Origin of the sequence: Agrobacterium larrymoorei (assembly GCF_005145045.1) — a bacterium.
GTDB classification, from domain to species: domain Bacteria; phylum Pseudomonadota; class Alphaproteobacteria; order Rhizobiales; family Rhizobiaceae; genus Agrobacterium; species Agrobacterium larrymoorei.
This window is the reverse complement of the sequence record NZ_CP039691.1, coordinates 38,299-53,765: the sequence shown is the minus strand read 5'-3', so window position 1 is coordinate 53,765 and position 15,467 is coordinate 38,299. Positions and strand designations below refer to the sequence as shown.

General features: G+C 59.1%; 16 protein-coding genes. 4 read left to right on the top strand and 12 right to left on the bottom strand.

From position 1 onward, the window contains the following. Nucleotides 1–21: 21 nt before the first annotated feature. Nucleotides 22–966, bottom strand: coding sequence for an AEC family transporter (locus tag CFBP5473_RS00275; RefSeq protein ID WP_027674535.1), 945 nt, complete (start codon nt 964–966; stop codon nt 22–24). A 339-nt stretch (nt 967–1,305) separates the two neighbouring features. Here CFBP5473_RS00275 and CFBP5473_RS00270 point away from each other — a divergent pair, with 339 nt between their 5' ends. Then, nucleotides 1,306–2,298: an adenosine kinase gene (locus tag CFBP5473_RS00270; protein WP_027674534.1), complete on the top strand. Its 993-nt coding sequence runs from the start codon at nt 1,306–1,308 to the stop codon at nt 2,296–2,298. Nucleotides 2,299–2,307: 9 nt separating this feature from the next. Here the strand turns inward: CFBP5473_RS00270 and CFBP5473_RS00265 are convergent, their stop codons facing one another. Then, nucleotides 2,308–2,844, bottom strand: a complete 537-nt coding sequence (locus tag CFBP5473_RS00265) for an SH3 domain-containing protein (protein WP_027674533.1) — start codon at nt 2,842–2,844, stop codon at nt 2,308–2,310. Nucleotides 2,845–3,023: 179 nt separating this feature from the next. Here CFBP5473_RS00265 and CFBP5473_RS00260 point away from each other — a divergent pair, with 179 nt between their 5' ends. Further along, nucleotides 3,024–4,028 carry a 2-hydroxyacid dehydrogenase gene (locus tag CFBP5473_RS00260; protein ID WP_027674532.1) on the top strand — a complete coding sequence of 335 codons (1,005 nt, stop codon included), beginning with the start codon at nt 3,024–3,026 and terminating at the stop codon, nt 4,026–4,028. Between the two features lie 7 nt (nt 4,029–4,035). Here CFBP5473_RS00260 and CFBP5473_RS00255 read toward each other — a convergent pair whose 3' ends face one another. The 3 genes from CFBP5473_RS00255 to recF are packed head-to-tail and all read right to left on the bottom strand — an operon-like array spanning nt 4,036 to nt 6,426. Continuing rightward, nucleotides 4,036–4,509, bottom strand: coding sequence for a GNAT family N-acetyltransferase (locus tag CFBP5473_RS00255; RefSeq protein ID WP_027674531.1), 474 nt, complete (start codon nt 4,507–4,509; stop codon nt 4,036–4,038). Then, on the bottom strand, nt 4,506–5,267 hold the full coding sequence (locus CFBP5473_RS00250; RefSeq protein WP_027674530.1) for a molybdopterin-synthase adenylyltransferase MoeB: 762 nt from the start codon (nt 5,265–5,267) through the stop codon (nt 4,506–4,508). The genes CFBP5473_RS00255 and CFBP5473_RS00250 overlap by 4 nt, the downstream gene beginning before the upstream one ends. Nucleotides 5,268–5,298: 31 nt before the next feature. Further along, on the bottom strand, nt 5,299–6,426 hold the full coding sequence (recF, locus tag CFBP5473_RS00245) for a DNA replication/repair protein RecF (RefSeq protein ID WP_027674529.1): 1,128 nt from the start codon (nt 6,424–6,426) through the stop codon (nt 5,299–5,301). 206 nt (nt 6,427–6,632) lie between these two features. On the opposite strand from recF, the gene CFBP5473_RS00240 reads away from it, so the two are divergent. Continuing rightward, entirely contained in the window at nt 6,633–7,742 is a 1,110-nt protein-coding gene (locus CFBP5473_RS00240) for an alpha/beta hydrolase (RefSeq protein ID WP_027674528.1), read from the top strand. 9 nt (nt 7,743–7,751) lie between these two features. On the opposite strand, the gene CFBP5473_RS00235 is transcribed toward CFBP5473_RS00240, so the two are convergent. The 4 genes from CFBP5473_RS00235 to CFBP5473_RS00220 form a co-directional block, all read right to left on the bottom strand. Further along, nucleotides 7,752–8,381: a nucleoside triphosphate hydrolase gene (locus CFBP5473_RS00235; protein WP_027674527.1), complete on the bottom strand. Its 630-nt coding sequence runs from the start codon at nt 8,379–8,381 to the stop codon at nt 7,752–7,754. Then, entirely contained in the window at nt 8,378–9,160 is a 783-nt protein-coding gene (locus CFBP5473_RS00230; protein ID WP_027674526.1) for an ATP-binding cassette domain-containing protein, read from the bottom strand. The genes CFBP5473_RS00235 and CFBP5473_RS00230 overlap by 4 nt, the downstream gene beginning before the upstream one ends. Continuing rightward, on the bottom strand, nt 9,160–10,242 hold the full coding sequence (locus CFBP5473_RS00225) for an ABC transporter permease (RefSeq protein WP_027674525.1): 1,083 nt from the start codon (nt 10,240–10,242) through the stop codon (nt 9,160–9,162). The genes CFBP5473_RS00230 and CFBP5473_RS00225 overlap by 1 nt, the downstream gene beginning before the upstream one ends. 113 nt (nt 10,243–10,355) lie before the next feature. Then, the gene (locus CFBP5473_RS00220) at nt 10,356–11,378 is read right to left on the bottom strand and encodes a sugar ABC transporter substrate-binding protein (protein ID WP_027674524.1); all 1,023 of its coding nucleotides are present in this window, start codon (nt 11,376–11,378) and stop codon (nt 10,356–10,358) included. Between the two features lie 268 nt (nt 11,379–11,646). On the opposite strand from CFBP5473_RS00220, the gene CFBP5473_RS00215 reads away from it, so the two are divergent. Beyond that, nucleotides 11,647–12,879 carry an ROK family transcriptional regulator gene (locus CFBP5473_RS00215; RefSeq protein WP_037170809.1) on the top strand — a complete coding sequence of 411 codons (1,233 nt, stop codon included), beginning with the start codon at nt 11,647–11,649 and terminating at the stop codon, nt 12,877–12,879. Between the two features lie 18 nt (nt 12,880–12,897). Here CFBP5473_RS00215 and CFBP5473_RS00210 read toward each other — a convergent pair whose 3' ends face one another. From CFBP5473_RS00210 to dapB, 3 genes are all read right to left on the bottom strand, one after another. Further along, on the bottom strand, nt 12,898–13,887 hold the full coding sequence (locus CFBP5473_RS00210) for an Ldh family oxidoreductase (RefSeq protein ID WP_027674522.1): 990 nt from the start codon (nt 13,885–13,887) through the stop codon (nt 12,898–12,900). Between the two features lie 83 nt (nt 13,888–13,970). Continuing rightward, a complete protein-coding gene (locus CFBP5473_RS00205; RefSeq protein ID WP_027674521.1) occupies nt 13,971–14,606 on the bottom strand; it encodes a 2,3-bisphosphoglycerate-dependent phosphoglycerate mutase in 636 nt (211 codons plus the stop codon). Between the two features lie 20 nt (nt 14,607–14,626). After that, nucleotides 14,627–15,454, bottom strand: a complete 828-nt coding sequence (gene dapB / locus CFBP5473_RS00200) for a 4-hydroxy-tetrahydrodipicolinate reductase (protein WP_027674520.1) — start codon at nt 15,452–15,454, stop codon at nt 14,627–14,629. Between the last annotated feature and the right edge of the window lie 13 nt (nt 15,455–15,467).

The window sequence follows — 15,467 nt, the reverse complement described above, 5'->3', positions numbered from 1 at the left end:
GTTGGGGCCGCGAATGCGGCCTCAGCTTAACAACCAGGCCCAGAGCGAAACCGACAGCACGCCGAAAAGCGTCGAGATGCTGATCGTGGATGCCGCGATGCTGTGGCCTATGCCGAAGCGGTTGGCAAGCAGCCAGGAATTGATGCCCGTCGGGACGCAGGATGTCAGCACCAATGCTGCTGTCCATGCCGGGCTGAGGCCCAACAGATGCGCGGTGAGCCAGACGCAGGCTGGCATCAGAAGCAGCTTGAAGGTGGTCATGGTCACCGCGATCCGCAGATTGCCGCGGATCGGATATTTCGTCAGCGCCATGCCGAGCGAAATCAGCGCCGCAGGCCCGGCCATACTGGCAATCTGATCGATCACCGTCGCCATGACGCCCGGCATGGGCGAACCGATCATATTGAAGCTCAAGCCCAGCAGGAGCGCGATCACCAGCGGGTTCGTGGCAAGGTTTCTGCCAACCTGCTTCAGCACAGCCAGCGCGCTGCGCTTCTCCCCACCGATGACTTTATGGGTTGCATCTTCCATCAGCACCGTACCGGCAATCATCATGATCGGCAGGTGGATGACGAGGAGGATGGAGATGGCGACAATGCCGTCATTGCCGACGGAACGGCCAACAAGCGGCAGGCCGATAAAGATGTTATTCGCGAAGGACGACGATATCCCTGCAATCACCGCGACGCGCAAATCCTGTTTAAAGACATGCTTCGTCACCATCTGGCCGAGGGTCCAGGTGATGGTCACTCCCGTAAAATAGGTGATCCAGAGTTTGAACGGAGATGCGCCGTGGAAATCGGCGGTAGCAAGCGTGCGAAAAATCAGCGCGGGCACCGCAATCTTGAACACGAAGTCACTGAGAATATCGCTGGCATCCGCCTTGAAGAGCTTCGCCTTTACCGTCAGCCATCCGATCAGAATGAGAATGAAGATCGGAGCGACATTGGCGGCAACAGCATACATCAGGCAGGACTTTCGAGGCGGCTATGCGGAAGGTCCTCATCATGTACAGGAAAGAGCAGGGGCACGAAACCGCTTTTATTCTGACAGTGCACAGGTCTGGCATGGCCCAGAAAAGGAAAAAGCGGGGATCAACCCCGCTTAGCCCGGTGCCTCGCCAGTACATCCGTGTCGAGACAGTTACTGTATAGCAGCCTTTCATGACGGCCAGATGACGTAAAATGAGGCCGGACAACCGGAAGTCTCAGGGCGCCTTCGCCTTTTCTCTTTTATTGTCGGCAGAAATCTTTAAGACCAAGTTCCGGATAACGCATCCGTCGATGCGGTTCGGACAAGAGGCTCATGACAAAATTCGACGTACTCACCGTTGGCAACGCCATCGTGGACATCATTTCCCGCTGCGACGACAAATTTCTCAATGATAACGCCATTACCAAGGGCGCGATGAACCTGATCGATGCCGAGCGCGCCGAACTGCTTTATTCGCTGATGGGCCCGGCACTCGAAGCCTCTGGCGGCAGCGCCGGCAACACGGCAGCCGGCATCGCCAATTTTGGCGCAAGTGCTGCCTATTTCGGCAAGGTTGCGGAAGACCAACTGGGAGAAATCTTCCAGCACGATATCCGCGCGCAGGGCGTCCATTTCGAAACCAAGCCTGAAGGCACCTTTCCGCCAACCGCCCGTTCCATGATCTTCGTGACCGAGGACGGCGAACGCTCTATGAACACCTATCTCGGCGCCTGCGTGGAGCTCGGCCCGGAAGATGTCGAGCCGGAAGTGGTCGCAGAGTCGAAGGTCACCTATTTCGAAGGCTATCTTTGGGACCCGCCACGCGCCAAGGACGCGATCCGCGATTGCGCGCGCATCGCCCACGAAAACGGTCGCGAAGTTTCCATGACGCTCTCCGACAGCTTCTGCGTCGGCCGCTATCGCGATGAGTTTCTGGACCTGATGCGCTCCGGCACGGTCGATATCGTTTTCGCCAACAAGCAGGAAGCATTGTCGCTTTACGAGACCGAAGATTTCGATCTGGCGCTGACGAAAATCGCCGAGGATTGCAAGATCGCGGCTGTGACGATGAGCGAAGACGGTGCCGTCATCGTGCGCGGAACCGAACGCGTGAAGGTGGATGCCTATCCGGTGCACGATGTCGTGGATACGACCGGCGCGGGCGATCTCTTCGCTTCCGGCTTCCTCTTCGGCTACACGCAGGGTCGTTCGCTGGAAGACAGCGGCAAGCTCGGATGCCTTGCGGCAGCAGCCGTCATCCAGCAGATCGGCCCACGCCCAATGTCATCACTGAAGGCGCTGGCCGAGAAGCACGGTCTTCTCTGAAGACCTTGCTTACTTGAAAGCCTCTCCCGGGTAAGCGCCCCAGATTTCGCCCTGAGATACCCAGCCAGACACCTGGCTGGCTTCCGCCTTGCACCAGTCGCCATTGCATTCCCCGATGCGGATCTGCACGCCGGGCTCCAGCTTGGCAACGACACCGGCACCGGATTGCGGCTCGCGGCGCATGTTCACATAAACGTCCTTGCCCTTGCCGCGCATCCATGGAGCGGCAACGGCGGTTCGTTCGCCGGAAAGCAGCGCCTGGTTCACCCAGCCCTCGGTGCCATCGGCATCGCGGATGCGGCGCCAGTTTTCGTATTCCTGAATGATTTCCACCGGCATGCCGGACTTCATATACATCCAGGACACGGCATAATCCGTGCTGGGGCCAATGCGCATATTGACGCGTCGGGATTTCAGGCTGACGAAACGCGGCAGCGGCAGGCCGCTTGCGCCCTTGGCCGCGCCCTGCGCCATGACGGGCGTGCTTGCGGCATCGAGAAAACCCAGCGACAATGCAATGCAAACAATAGAAACAATGCTACGCATGCCGGTTTCCGTTTCCTTGCGTTCTAGCAATAAGATGACAATCGGGCCACCATGTCCAAAACCGGCGACGGCAACTGCGAGATTTGTTTGTCTTCGCCGGTGGGTCTGGTAGAAACGCCCTTGATGAGAAATTATCGCTCTTTTTGGTTAACGACCTCTGAACACGGTGCCTGCTGACAATGACGAATAAAAAGAGACCGACCGTCTATTTGACCCGCAAATTGCCGGATGTCGTTGAAACCCGCATGCGTGAATTGTTCGAGGCCGAACTGAACATCGAGGATAAGCCGCGCTCGGAAGCAGAGCTTGTGGCGGCGATGCAGCGTGTGGACGTTCTTGTCCCGACCGTGACGGACCGCATCACAGCAGCGATGATCGATCAGGCCGGTCCTCAACTGAAATTGATTGCCGGTTTCTCCAACGGCATAGACCACATCGATGTGGACGCGGCTGCGCGCAAGGGCATCACTGTCACCAATACGCCGAATGTTCTGACCGAAGACAGCGCGGATATGACCATGGCGTTGGTACTTGCCGTGCCGCGGCGTCTGGTCGAAGGAACGCGCGTGCTGGCCAATGGCGCAGAAGACTGGCGTGGCTGGTCGCCCACCTGGATGCTGGGCCGGCGTCTTTCGGGTAAGCGGATCGGCATCGTCGGCATGGGCCGCATCGGCACCGCAGTTGCCCGCCGCGCCAAGGCTTTCGGGCTGTCGATCCACTATCACAACCGCAAGCGCGTCAACCCGGCAACGGAAGCGGAGCTGGAAGCGACCTATTGGGACAGTCTCGACCAGATGCTCGCGCGCGTCGATATCGTCTCGGTCAATTGCCCCTCGACACCTGCGACCTACCACCTGATTTCGGCACGCCATTTGGCGCTGATGCAGCCGACGAGCTACATCGTCAACACGGCGCGTGGCGATATTATCGATGAGGCGGCGCTCATTCGCTGCCTGCAAAGCGGCAAGATTGCCGGGGCCGGTCTGGACGTTTATGAGAACGAACCCGCCGTCAATCCGAAGCTCATCAAGCTGGCGAAAGAGGGCAGGGTGGTTCTGCTGCCGCATATGAGCTCGGCCACTATCGAGGGCCGGATCGATATGGGTGACAAGGTCATCATCAACATCCGCGCTTTCTATGACGGCCACAGGCCGCCGAACCGCGTGCTGCCGGGCCGCGCCTGATCAAGTATCAGGCGAGCCGCTTCATCATTTCGATGGAGGTCGTTCGGTCAAACCCCGCATGCGCATTTTCGGCAGTTTTCACGAAGCCCCAGGACGTGAACTGCCGGTGATTGCCGATAAGTTCGATGCGCGTTTCCAGGCGCAGGCTGGGAACGCCAAGCTGATGTGCCGTTTCTTCAGCCGCCTTGAGCATGGCACGACCGATGCCGCGACCTTGTGCGCCGGGCGAAACGGCAAGCTTCCCGACATAAAGAGACGCGGCTTCCGGCTTGCAGAAAATGCAGCCGAGCATCTCGGTCTCATCGAACGCAACGAAGGCAATTTCATCCTTGATTTTCTGGCGCAAACTATCCGGCGTCAAACGATGCGCGGATGAGGGCGGGTCGATCACGCCATCCATATAGGCGAAGGACGACATGATGAGCGCCAGCAGTTCGTTCGTCCGGTCGAAGCTTTCGTCAATTCGAACAATCTCTGTCATGCTTTTTCCCGGCGTCTCTTGTAGCGAACAGTTTCGAAGCGGGCAGCAAGCGCATCGTAAAGAAGCAGTCGTCCGACCAGCGGTTCGCCGGTCTCGGTGATCAGCTTGATCGCTTCCATCGCCATGGTCGTGCCGATGACGCCCGTCAGTGCACCGACGATACCGGTTTCGGCGCAGGAGGGAATGAGGCCTTCGGGCGGTGGGGCGGGAAAGAGATCGCGATAGCGGGGCAGCAGATTGCCATCCGGCCCATTCTCATAAGGCTTCAGCACGGTCACCGAGCCATCGAAGCGTCCCACCGCTCCCGTCACCAGTGGTACGCGCGCTGTCTCGGCGGCATCCGCAGCGGCATAGCGCGTATCGAAATTGTCCGATCCATCGATGACGAGATCGAAGGATTTCAGGTGGTCATGCGCCCAGACAAGCGAAAAACGCTCCTCGAAATGGATGGTGCGAACATGCGGGTTGAGCCGTAAAATGGTGCGCCTCGCACTCTCGGTCTTCTGCTCGCCAATCGTTCCGGTGTCGTGGATCACCTGTCTCTGGAGGTTGGACAGGGAGACGATGTCATCATCGATAATGCCCAGCGTGCCGACGCCTGCGGCTGCAAGATAATAGAGGACCGGAGCACCCAGCCCGCCGGCACCGATGACCAGAACCTTGGCCGCTTTCAGCCGCTGCTGGCCGATGCCGCCGATTTCGGGCAACAGGATATGGCGCTTGTAACGCTCGATTTCTTCGGGGCTCAGTGCTTCCACGAGACGATCTCCGGCTTATTGCAGGTGAAGCCTATCCCAACACGCTGCCATGGGACACGGTAAAAAACTGCGCGCGATCTTCAAGCGCCGAAAACATCGAAGCATCCGTGCCTGTCATGAAACTCTGACTGCCCAGCGCATGGATGAGATCAAACAGCGCAGCGCGTCGGCCTTCATCCAGATGCGCGGCGATCTCGTCCAGAAGCAGGATCGGTGCGTAACCGGTCATATTGGCAGTCAGCTGCGCATGCGCCAGCACGAGACCGACGAGCAGGGCCTTCTGTTCGCCGGTGGAGCAGCGCGCCGCATCCATGTCCTTCTCCGCATGGCGCACGAAAAGATCGGCGCGATGCGGCCCATCCAGCGTGCGCCCGGCGCCCGCGTCGCGGTAACGGGTGTCGCGAAGCGTGGCGAGATACTCGTCCTCCAGATCGACGGCGGGGCGATGAAACTGGCCATCGAAAAAGCCGGAGAGGGTGAGCGATGCTTTCGGAAAGCTGGTATCGTCCGACCTGCTTTCGATCAAAGCGCGCAGCAGGCCAAGCATTTCGTGGCGGGCGACTGCCATGGCGATGCCGAGCTCGGCCATCTGCTTTTCGATACCGTCCAGCCAGACCGGATCGAAGCGGCCATCCGAAAGAAGCCGGTTGCGCTGGCGCATGGCCTTGTCGAAATCGCTCGCACGCCGCCCGTGGGAGGGATCGAGCGACAAAACGAGACGGTCGAGAAAGCGGCGGCGATCCGAGGATGATCCGGTAAAAAGACCATCCATGGACGGTGTCAGCCACAAAACGCGCAGATGATCGGTCAACTCATCGACGGATTTGACGGGCGTACCGTTCAGCCGCAGGCGGCGGGCGGGAGATTCCGCATCGCCATCGATGCCCGTCCCAATCGCAACCTCGCCATCCATGCCGATGACATCGGCGAAGATGGAAAAACCTGCATGTTCCGCACCGACGCGGGTGACGTCGGACAGGACGGCGCGCCGCAGCCCCCGCCCGGGGGAGAGAAAGGAAACGGCTTCCAGAAGGTTCGTCTTGCCGGAACCATTGTCTCCCGTCAGCACCACATGCCGCGCATCCAGCCGCAAAGATGCCTCCGCGTAATTGCGGAAATCCGTAAGTTTGAGGCGGGAAAGAGAAACCTTGGCTGTCATGCCACTTCCAGAATCGTCATGCCTTACGACCTACAGCATCGAGCCGCAAATCGAAACGAACTTTCACATGTGGGAACGGGATTTGCCTGCCATTTCAGCGACTACCTGTTGAGGCAAAGAAGCTTCCGTTTACGTCAGCGTCGATTTCGTTGCCAGCCGCCAAATTAGTCGCTATCCATGCTGCTCCCACCTGTCGGATATAGTCCATGCGTAAGCTTTTTCCACTGTTCCTCGCTTTGTCGTTGCTGAATTCCTGCGCCACCCGGCCAGGGGCGGATGTGCTTCAGGCCGTCAATACCAGAAAGACAGGAACGAAGACGATTGAAGCCTTTGTCGTCAGCACGCGCGAGCAGAAGGAAGGCAAGACGCTGGCCTTTGGAGCCGGAAGGGCCGAAGCGCCCAACTATGCCCGCTTCGATATCTCCATTCCGTCTGACCACAAGAAGGGCAAGATTGAATGGGCAAGCGGGAAGCCGGATGCCGCGACGGATTTTGTGGTGACACGGCAGGCGATGCTGTCCAGAAACGCGTTCAACGACGATCTCGGCAACATCCTGAAATCCGGCAAGGATGTCGGCCTTTTCGTGCACGGTTACAATTACAGCTATCAGGAGGCGCTGTTTCGGGCGACGCAGATGGCAGCGGATGCAGATATCAATGGCGTCCCGCTGGTCTTTTCCTGGCCGTCGCTTGCCGATGTCACCGGATATGTTGCCGACAAGGAATCTGCTACCTATTCCCGCGATGCGCTGGCGCAGGTTCTGACCGATCTCGCCCGAAAGTCGCCGCGCAAGAACATCATCGTCTTCGGGCACAGCATGGGCGGCTGGCTGGTCATGGAAGCTCTGAGACAGTTGCGCCTCGAAGGCCGAAACGACGTGATTGCCAAGCTGCAGGTGGTGCTTGCAGCGCCCGATATCGATACGGATGTCTTCCGCAAGCAGATCGAAGTCGTCGGGCGTCTCGATCCGCCGCTTACCGTTCTGGTCTCAAAGGACGATCGGGCGCTGATGGCATCGTCCTTCCTTGGCGGAGAGCGAAGCCGTCTCGGCGCACTCGATGTGACCGACCCCGAAATCAGCAAAGCCGCTGAGAAGGCAGGCGTTCAACTGGTCGATATTTCGGAACTGGATTCCACCGATGGGCTGAACCACGACCGCTACGCCAATCTTGCGGCACTCCTGCCAAAGCTGGATGAGAAGCGTCGCGGCGGTTCGAATGATCTCGGTCGGGCGGGTGCGTTCGTCTTCGATGCGGTCGGTGCCACCATCTCCAGCCCGTTCCGTCTGGCAAGCAAGGTCGTCAACCCAAACTGACGGTCCGCATCAACTCCAGATATCGATGCTGATATCGGCGGCACGCGAATGTTCTACCACCCGCTTCCCGTTGGGAAGGTCGTTCTCGTAGAGCTTCGCCTGTATCGCGGCCTCGTCAAGCCCATAACCGATCCAGCGGTCACGCAGACGCTGTTCGAGAACCTCGTAGGAAGGTCCGACGAAAATCGACATGTCGAAGCTATCTCTCAACCGGTCCCAGGGGGACTCGTCCAGAAGCAGATAGTTGCCTTCCGCCAAAATAAAGCGGGTATTGGGCGAGATGGCGCGGGCCGACGCAATGGCAATTTCGCGGGACCGGTCGAAAACCGGCACCAGCACCTCTTCGTCGGCCTGTCGAACGGCTTTGACGATATCGATGAAACCGCGAACGTCGAAGGTTTCCGGTGCGCCTTTTCGTGGACGCAGGCCTCGGCTTTCGAGGATGCCATTGTCCATGTGAAATCCATCCATGGGAAGGACTTCGGCCAGTTCTCCACGCGAGATGAGGCTATCACGCAACGCATCTGCGAGCGTGGACTTGCCGGCCCCGGGAGGGCCGGCAATGGCAAGAATGAAACGCTTCGATTGAGCGGCCCGTCTCAGGATATCATCCGTCAGCGCCGCAAGCGTGGTCGTCATGCCGCAAGAACCTCTCTTGGGGCTTCCTTTGCGCCGGTCATGAAGGCCACGGCATCCGACATGGTGTAGTCCTTCGGATTGATGACGCAGAGACGCTTGCCAAGACGGTGGATGTGGATGCGATCCGCCACTTCGAAGACATGCGGCATGTTGTGCGAAATCAGAACGATCGGCAGACCTCTGGAACGGACGTCCTGAATGAGTTCCAGCACGCGGCGGCTTTCCTTGACGCCAAGTGCCGCTGTCGGTTCGTCGAGGATCACCACCTTGGAGCCGAAGGCCGCAGCGCGGGCCACGGCAACGCCCTGGCGCTGACCGCCCGACAGTGTTTCCACTGCCTGATTGATGTTCTGGATCGTCATCAGGCCGAGTTCGGAAAGCTTGTCGCGAGCAAACTTTTCCATCGCAGGACGGTCGAGTGCGCGGAACAGGCTGCCCCGGATGCCTGGCTTGCGAATCTCGCGACCGAGGAACATGTTGTCCGCAATCGAAAGCGCAGGTGACAAAGCAAGGTTCTGGTACACCGTTTCGATACCCGCCTTGCGGGCTTCGATGGGCGAGCGGAAATTGACCGTCTGGCCTTCCAGCTGGATCTCGCCCTCATCGGGAGAGATCGCGCCGGAAATCGCCTTGATCAGCGAGGATTTGCCCGCGCCATTGTCTCCGATGACGGCGAGGATTTCGCCGGGGTAGAGATCGAAATCGGCATGATCGAGGGCAGTGACGCGACCGTAGCGCTTGACGAGACCGCGCGCGGTGAGAATGGGGTTCTGTGCCATCAGCCTGCTACCTTTCTGATCCATTGATCGATTGCTACGGCGGTAATGATCAGCACGCCGATGAGCAGATAGGTCCATTGAGGATCGGTTCCGATGAGGCGAAGTCCAAGCGAGAAGACACCGACGATCAACGCGCCGAACAACATGCCGAGAATGGAGCCGCGACCGCCGAAGAGCGAGAGGCCACCGATCACGACGGCGGTGATGGATTCGATATTGGCGAACTGCCCGGCAGTTGGCGAAACGGAACCGATACGTCCGATCAGGGCCCAGCCCGCAAGGGCGCAGATGATGCCGGAGAGCGTATAGACCGCAATCAGCATTCGCTTGACGTTGACGCCCGCAAGCTCAGCCGCTTCGGGGTCGTCACCCACGGCATAGACATGGCGTCCCCATGCCGTGCGGTTCAGCACGTACCAGAGAAGCGCCACGAGAAGGCCCATGGCAATGACGCCATAGGTGAAGACCGCGCTGCCGAGACGAACACTTTCTCCGAAGAACTGGAGCAAAGGTGCCTGCTGGGCGATATCCTGCGAACGGATGGTTTCGTTGGCGGAATAGAGGAAGTTCGAGGCAAGAACGATCTGCCACATGCCAAGCGTAACGATGAAGGGCGGCAGCTTCATGCGCGAGACGAGCACGCCATTGATGAAGCCACAGAGCGCGCCAACGGCAAAGCCGCAGAGAATGGAAAGGGTAGGGGGCAAGCCATAGCGGAAGGTGAACTGGCCCATCACGACGGAAGACAGCACCATGATCGCGCCGACGGAAAGATCGATACCCGCAGTCAGGATGACCAGCGATTGCGCCGCACCCACGATACCGACGATGGCGACCTGCTGCAGGATCAGCGTCAGCGAGAAGGCGGAAAAGAACTTGCCACCAAGCAGCAGGCCGAAGATGATCAGCGACAGCACCAGAACGATCAGCGGAACCGCTGCAGGGCTGGAATGCAGGAAATGCTGGAATTTTTCGAGAGGCGTCTTGTCGTGGGTATCGAAGGACGCGACCTGCGTCGAGCTACCCGAAAGAACGGTCTCATATTCATTGTGAGGCTTAGCCCGTACCGGCTGATCGCTCATCGATAATCCTCCCGATCATCGTTGTTCTTATGGTTCGATGCCGCCGCGAGGGCAGCGGCACCGAAGGGAACGCCAGGCGCGTTTAGAATTATCGCGCCGGATCCGTTACCGGATCAGCCCCAGCACTTGGCGAGGCCTTCCTTGGTGTCGATGGATTCGACGCCCTTGACCGGCTTGTCGGTAACGAGCTTGACGCCGGTGTCGAAGAAGTTCTTGCCAGCGGTCGGCTTCGGCTTTTCGCCGGTGTCGGCAAACTTCTTGACGGCTTCGACGCCAAGCGATGCCATCAGCAGCGGATACTGCTGGGATGTCGCGCCGATCACGCCTTCAGCTACGTTCTTGACGCCCGGGCAACCGCCGTCGACGGACACGATCAGCACGTCCTTCTCGCGGCCGACGGCCTTCAGCGCTTCATAGGCACCGGCAGCTGCAGGTTCGTTGATGGTGTGGACGACGTTGATGGTCGGGTCCTTCTGGAGAAGGTTTTCCATCGCAGTACGGCCACCTTCTTCGTTGCCGTTGGTCACGTCGTTGCCGACGATGCGCGGATCGGTTTCGTCGCCGATCTTGTTGATGTCCTTCACGTCGATGCCGAAGCCCTTCATGAAGCCCTGGTTGCGCAGCACGTCAACCGATGGCTGGGAAGGCGTGAGGTTCAGGAAGGCGATTTTCGCGTCTTTGGCCTTGTCGCCCAGCGTGCCCGCTGCCCATTTGCCGATAAGTTCACCAGCCAGAAGGTTGTCGGTCGCGAAAGTGGAGTCGGCGGCATCGACTGGCTCGAGCGGCGTGTCGAGCGCGATGACCAGAAGGCCTGCATCGCGTGCCTTCTTCACAGCGGGAACGATGCCCTTGGTGTCGGATGCGGTGATGAGGATACCCTTGGCGCCGTCGGCAATGCAGGTTTCGATTGCGGCAACCTGGCTTTCAGAATCGCCGTCGATCTTGCCTGCGTAGGACTTCAGCGTGACGCCGAGTTCTTTTGCCTTTGCGGTCGCGCCTTCCTTCATCTTGACGAAGAAGGGGTTGGTGTCCGTCTTGGTGATCAGGCACACCGACGTATCGGCTGCCGATGCAACGGAAGCGAAAGAAACGCCAAGCGCAAGTGCGCCCAAAAAGGCGGAAACAGTGGTCTTCATTATGATCCTCCCAGTGATGACGAGAACAGCCTTGTCTTCAGGCTGCGCTGCAGCCCCTTTCCTCCGAGATCGGGCGCTACTGGGGCGAATGGAAACATCAAAAACCGGCGCTGTCAATAAATAAATCCAATTGAATTATTAATTCGATGTGTCATTCTTCGCGACGGCTCGGATGAGGAATTTGCCGGGGAGGAGACCACGGCGGCTTGCGAGAGCTTGTGGAATAATGTCCGTTTGCTAAGGAGTGCGCGGGCAGGGAGGTCATGACATGTCGCGCTCGTTAGAGCCATTACAGCAGCTGCCAGCAGGCAGTTCGGATATTAGCGGCGGCGCCAATCAGGTGCGTGTCCGCGCTTATAACGAACGGCTTGTCCTTTCTCTGGTGAGAAGGCACAACGGCCTCTCGAAAGCAGAAATTGCCCGCCGCAGCGGCCTTTCCGCCCAAACGGTCTCCGTCATCATGCGCTCCCTCGAAAAGGATGGACTGCTCGTTCGTGGCGAGTTGCTGCGCGGAAAAGTCGGCCAGCCATCGACGCCGATGCGGCTCAATCCTGATTCGGTCTATTCCTTCGGCATCAAGATCGGTCGTCGTAGCGTCGATCTGGTTCTTATGGATTTCGTCGGACGCATCCGTATGCAGCTGAGGAATACTTATCCCTATCCCATGCCCGAATGGATATTACCTTTCGTCACCGAAGGCATTGCGGAGCTGGAATCGAGGTTGACGGACGAACAGCGCCAGAGAGTGGCAGGCGTCGGCATCGCCGCGCCATTCGAACTCTGGAGTTGGGCCAAGGAAGTTGGCGCTCCCCAACGGGAAATGGACAGCTGGCGCCATGTCGATCTGCGTCAGGAAATTGCCGATGTGGTCGATTATCCGGTCTTTCTACAGAACGATGCCACCAGCGCCTGCGGCGCGGAACTCGTTTTCGGCAATGGGCAGGCATATCCCGATTTTCTCTATATCTTCATCGGCTCCTTCATAGGCGGCGGCGTGGTTCTGAACTCGGCACTGTTTTCCGGGCGTACGGGTGCGGCAGGCGCAATCGGACCTCTGCCGGTGCAGGGACGGGATGGCAAGACAGTGCAGTTGCTGAAGATCGCCTCGATCTTCGTGCTGGAAGACATGCTTCGCGAAAAAGAGATCGATCCGAAGCCACTGTGGTTCTCGCCGGACGAATGGATCGATTTCGGTGAGCCACTGGAAGTCTGGATTCGCAACACGGCTGCCGCACTTGCTCAGGCGGTTATTGCCGCAGCATCGATCATCGATTTCGCCACGGTCATCATCGATGGCGGTTTTCCGGATTGGGTGCGTTCACGCATCGTGCAGGCAACGCGCGAGGCGCTGATGTTGCACGATCTGCAAGGCGTATCCGTTCCAGACATCACGGAAGGCGCGGTGGGAAGCCAGGCCCGCGCCATTGGCGCGGCCAGCCTTCCGTTGTTTTCACGTTATCTTCTGGACCAGAACGTCCTGTTCAAGGAAACATCGGTCTAAGATTATCGTCCCGTGGCGTCAGAGCGCTTCGATCTGACGCAAGATATCGTCTTCGATGACGATGCCGTTTTCGATTGCGTGTTTGCGAATACCCTGGCTGCGTCGTCCGGGAAGACGGGCGCTTTCCTGCGCCTCGATTTCTCCTGCCATCAGCGCCAGCCTTTGCGCCAGAACATGATCTCCGGCAATCACTGGATCAATCGCGATGATCGTATGGCCGAGAGAGGGTGCGGTGCCGGTGTCGTCCAACAGGGATGACGCCTGAAAGGCAAAATTGCCGCCCGTCAGACCTGCGGCCATGATCTCGACCATCAGAGCAAGCGCTGCCCCCTTGGCTTCGCCAGCAGGGACCATGGTGCCATTGATCGCTTCGTTCGGATCGGTCGTTGGGCGTCCCTCAGCATCGAGCGCCCAGTCACCCGGAATGTTTTCGCCCTTTTGCCGGGCAGCCATGATCTTGCCGCGTGCGACCTTCGACAGCGCGAGATCGATAACCAGCGGGTCGGCACCTTCAATCGGTGCTGCAAAGGCAATCGGGTTCGTTCCGTAAAGCGGCTTGATGCCGCCCCAGGGTGCCATGGATGCGGGTGCATTCGCTACCATGAAGGAGACCAGACCCTGCTCCGCAAAGCGTTCCACCGTCAGCGCCATCACACCGGCATGATGCGAGCGACCGATGACCGCAAGGCCGATACCCTGTTCGCGCGCAATGGCTGGTAGCAGCTCCACCGCAAGGTCGATAGCCGGGTAAGCATATCCGAGATCGGCATCGATGGACAGAACTGCGGGCTTGACGCGCGATGCCGAAGGCTTGGCATTGCCATTGACCTTACCGACGCGCAGCTGCGCAATGTACACCGGTATCCGTCTGAAGCCATGGCCGCCCTGGCCGCAAGCCTCAGCCGCAACGAGCGCTCTGGCAACGGAGCGAGCGCTTTCCGGCAAAACGCCATTCTTTTCGAAAATGGAGGAAACGAGGTCTTCGGCCTGCTGAATGCTGAATTTCATGACACTTTATCTAGGGAGAGAAGCGCTCTAGGAGCCTGAAAAAATTCGGGCCCCTGAATATGTCCAGAGGCCCGAGAAGAGGATCAATGTGCGCCGGACATATCGCCCAGAACATCCTTGGAGGCGACCGTGGAGTCCGCCTTCAGCTTGTAGACCATCGGTACGCCGGTCGCGAGGTTGAGCTTGAGGATTTCCTCCTTGCTCAGCTTGTCCAGAACCATGACGAGCGAGCGAAGGGAATTGCCGTGCGCTGCGACCAGAACCTTTTCGCCGCGCAACACGCGAGGCAGAATTTCGGTCAGATAATAAGGCCAGACGCGAGCGCCCGTGTCGCGCAGGCTTTCGCCACCGGGTGGCGGAATGTCGTAGGAGCGGCGCCAGATGTGAACCTGCTCCTCACCCCACTTCTGTCGGGCATCGTCCTTGTTGAGACCGGAAAGATCGCCATAGTCGCGCTCGTTCAAAGCCTCGTCCCGAATGGTTTCGAGACCGGACTGGCCGACATTGTCTAACACGATCTGGCAGGTCTTCTGCGCGCGGATGAGGGAAGACGTATAGGCAACATCGAACTTGATGCCGTATTCCGCCAGCGCCTTGCCGCCTGCATTGGCTTCCTGAACACCGAGGTCGGTCAGGTCCGGATCGCGCCAGCCGGTGAAGAGGTTCTTGAGGTTCCAGTCACTTTGGCCATGACGAACGAGGACGAGGGTTCCGCTCATTAAAATACTCTCCGGGTTGATTATGAATTATCGGCCAGACCGAGAACGTCCAGCATGGAATAGAAGCCGGGCTTCTTATCGAATGCCCAAAGTGCTGCCGCAATGGCACCGCGCCCGAAAATGGTGCGATCTGCCGCATGGTGCGAGAAGGTGATCTGCTCGCCTTCGCCTGCAAAGATAACCGAATGATCGCCCACCACCGAGCCGCCGCGAAGCGTTGCGAAGCCGATGGTTCCCGCTTCGCGCGCGCCGGTATGCCCATCGCGAACACGCACGGACTGCGCAGCAAGGTCGATGCCGCGACCCAGTGCCGCTGCCTCGCCGAGCAGAAGAGCGGTGCCCGAGGGCGCGTCGACCTTATGCTTGTGGTGCATTTCCAGCACCTCGATATCCCATTGCTGCGGCCCGAGCGCCTTGGCCGCCTGTCGTGTCAGCACGCTGAGCAGGTTCACACCAAGGCTCATATTGCCGGATTTCACCACGCGGGCATGGCGTGCCGCAGCCTTGAATTTCTCTTCGTCTCCGACCGAGCATCCGGTGGTGCCGATGACGTGGACAATGCGGGCCTGTGCAGCGAGCCCGGAAAATGCGACGCTGCCTGCTGGAGAGGTGAAATCGATCACACCTTCGGCGTTGACGAAGGCTTCCAGAGCATCGCTCGTCACCGGAATTCCGTTCGTGCCCAGACCCGCGATTTCACCCGCGTCGCGTCCGATGAAAGGCGATCCTTCGCGCTCGATGGCGGCATGAAGCGTAACACCCGGTGTCTCGTGAATGAGGCGGATCAGGGTCTGCCCCATGCGGCCTGCAGCGCCGACCACCACCAGTTTCATGTCATTGCCGCTCATGCCGTCACCTGTA

Coding starts and splice junctions, on each gene's coding strand:
- CFBP5473_RS00275 (WP_027674535.1), bottom strand. CDS start 966: ATGTATGCTGTTGCCGCCAATGTCGCTCCGATCTTCATTCTCATTCTG.
- CFBP5473_RS00270 (WP_027674534.1), top strand. CDS start 1,306: ATGACAAAATTCGACGTACTCACCGTTGGCAACGCCATCGTGGACATC.
- CFBP5473_RS00265 (WP_027674533.1), bottom strand. CDS start 2,844: ATGCGTAGCATTGTTTCTATTGTTTGCATTGCATTGTCGCTGGGTTTT.
- CFBP5473_RS00260 (WP_027674532.1), top strand. CDS start 3,024: ATGACGAATAAAAAGAGACCGACCGTCTATTTGACCCGCAAATTGCCG.
- CFBP5473_RS00255 (WP_027674531.1), bottom strand. CDS start 4,509: ATGACAGAGATTGTTCGAATTGACGAAAGCTTCGACCGGACGAACGAA.
- recF (WP_027674529.1), bottom strand. CDS start 6,426: ATGACAGCCAAGGTTTCTCTTTCCCGCCTCAAACTTACGGATTTCCGC.
- CFBP5473_RS00240 (WP_027674528.1), top strand. CDS start 6,633: ATGCGTAAGCTTTTTCCACTGTTCCTCGCTTTGTCGTTGCTGAATTCC.
- CFBP5473_RS00235 (WP_027674527.1), bottom strand. CDS start 8,381: ATGACGACCACGCTTGCGGCGCTGACGGATGATATCCTGAGACGGGCC.
- CFBP5473_RS00230 (WP_027674526.1), bottom strand. CDS start 9,160: ATGGCACAGAACCCCATTCTCACCGCGCGCGGTCTCGTCAAGCGCTAC.
- CFBP5473_RS00225 (WP_027674525.1), bottom strand. CDS start 10,242: ATGAGCGATCAGCCGGTACGGGCTAAGCCTCACAATGAATATGAGACC.
- CFBP5473_RS00220 (WP_027674524.1), bottom strand. CDS start 11,378: ATGAAGACCACTGTTTCCGCCTTTTTGGGCGCACTTGCGCTTGGCGTT.
- CFBP5473_RS00215 (WP_037170809.1), top strand. CDS start 11,647: ATGTCGCGCTCGTTAGAGCCATTACAGCAGCTGCCAGCAGGCAGTTCG.
- CFBP5473_RS00210 (WP_027674522.1), bottom strand. CDS start 13,887: ATGAAATTCAGCATTCAGCAGGCCGAAGACCTCGTTTCCTCCATTTTC.
- CFBP5473_RS00205 (WP_027674521.1), bottom strand. CDS start 14,606: ATGAGCGGAACCCTCGTCCTCGTTCGTCATGGCCAAAGTGACTGGAAC.
- dapB (WP_027674520.1), bottom strand. CDS start 15,454: ATGAGCGGCAATGACATGAAACTGGTGGTGGTCGGCGCTGCAGGCCGC.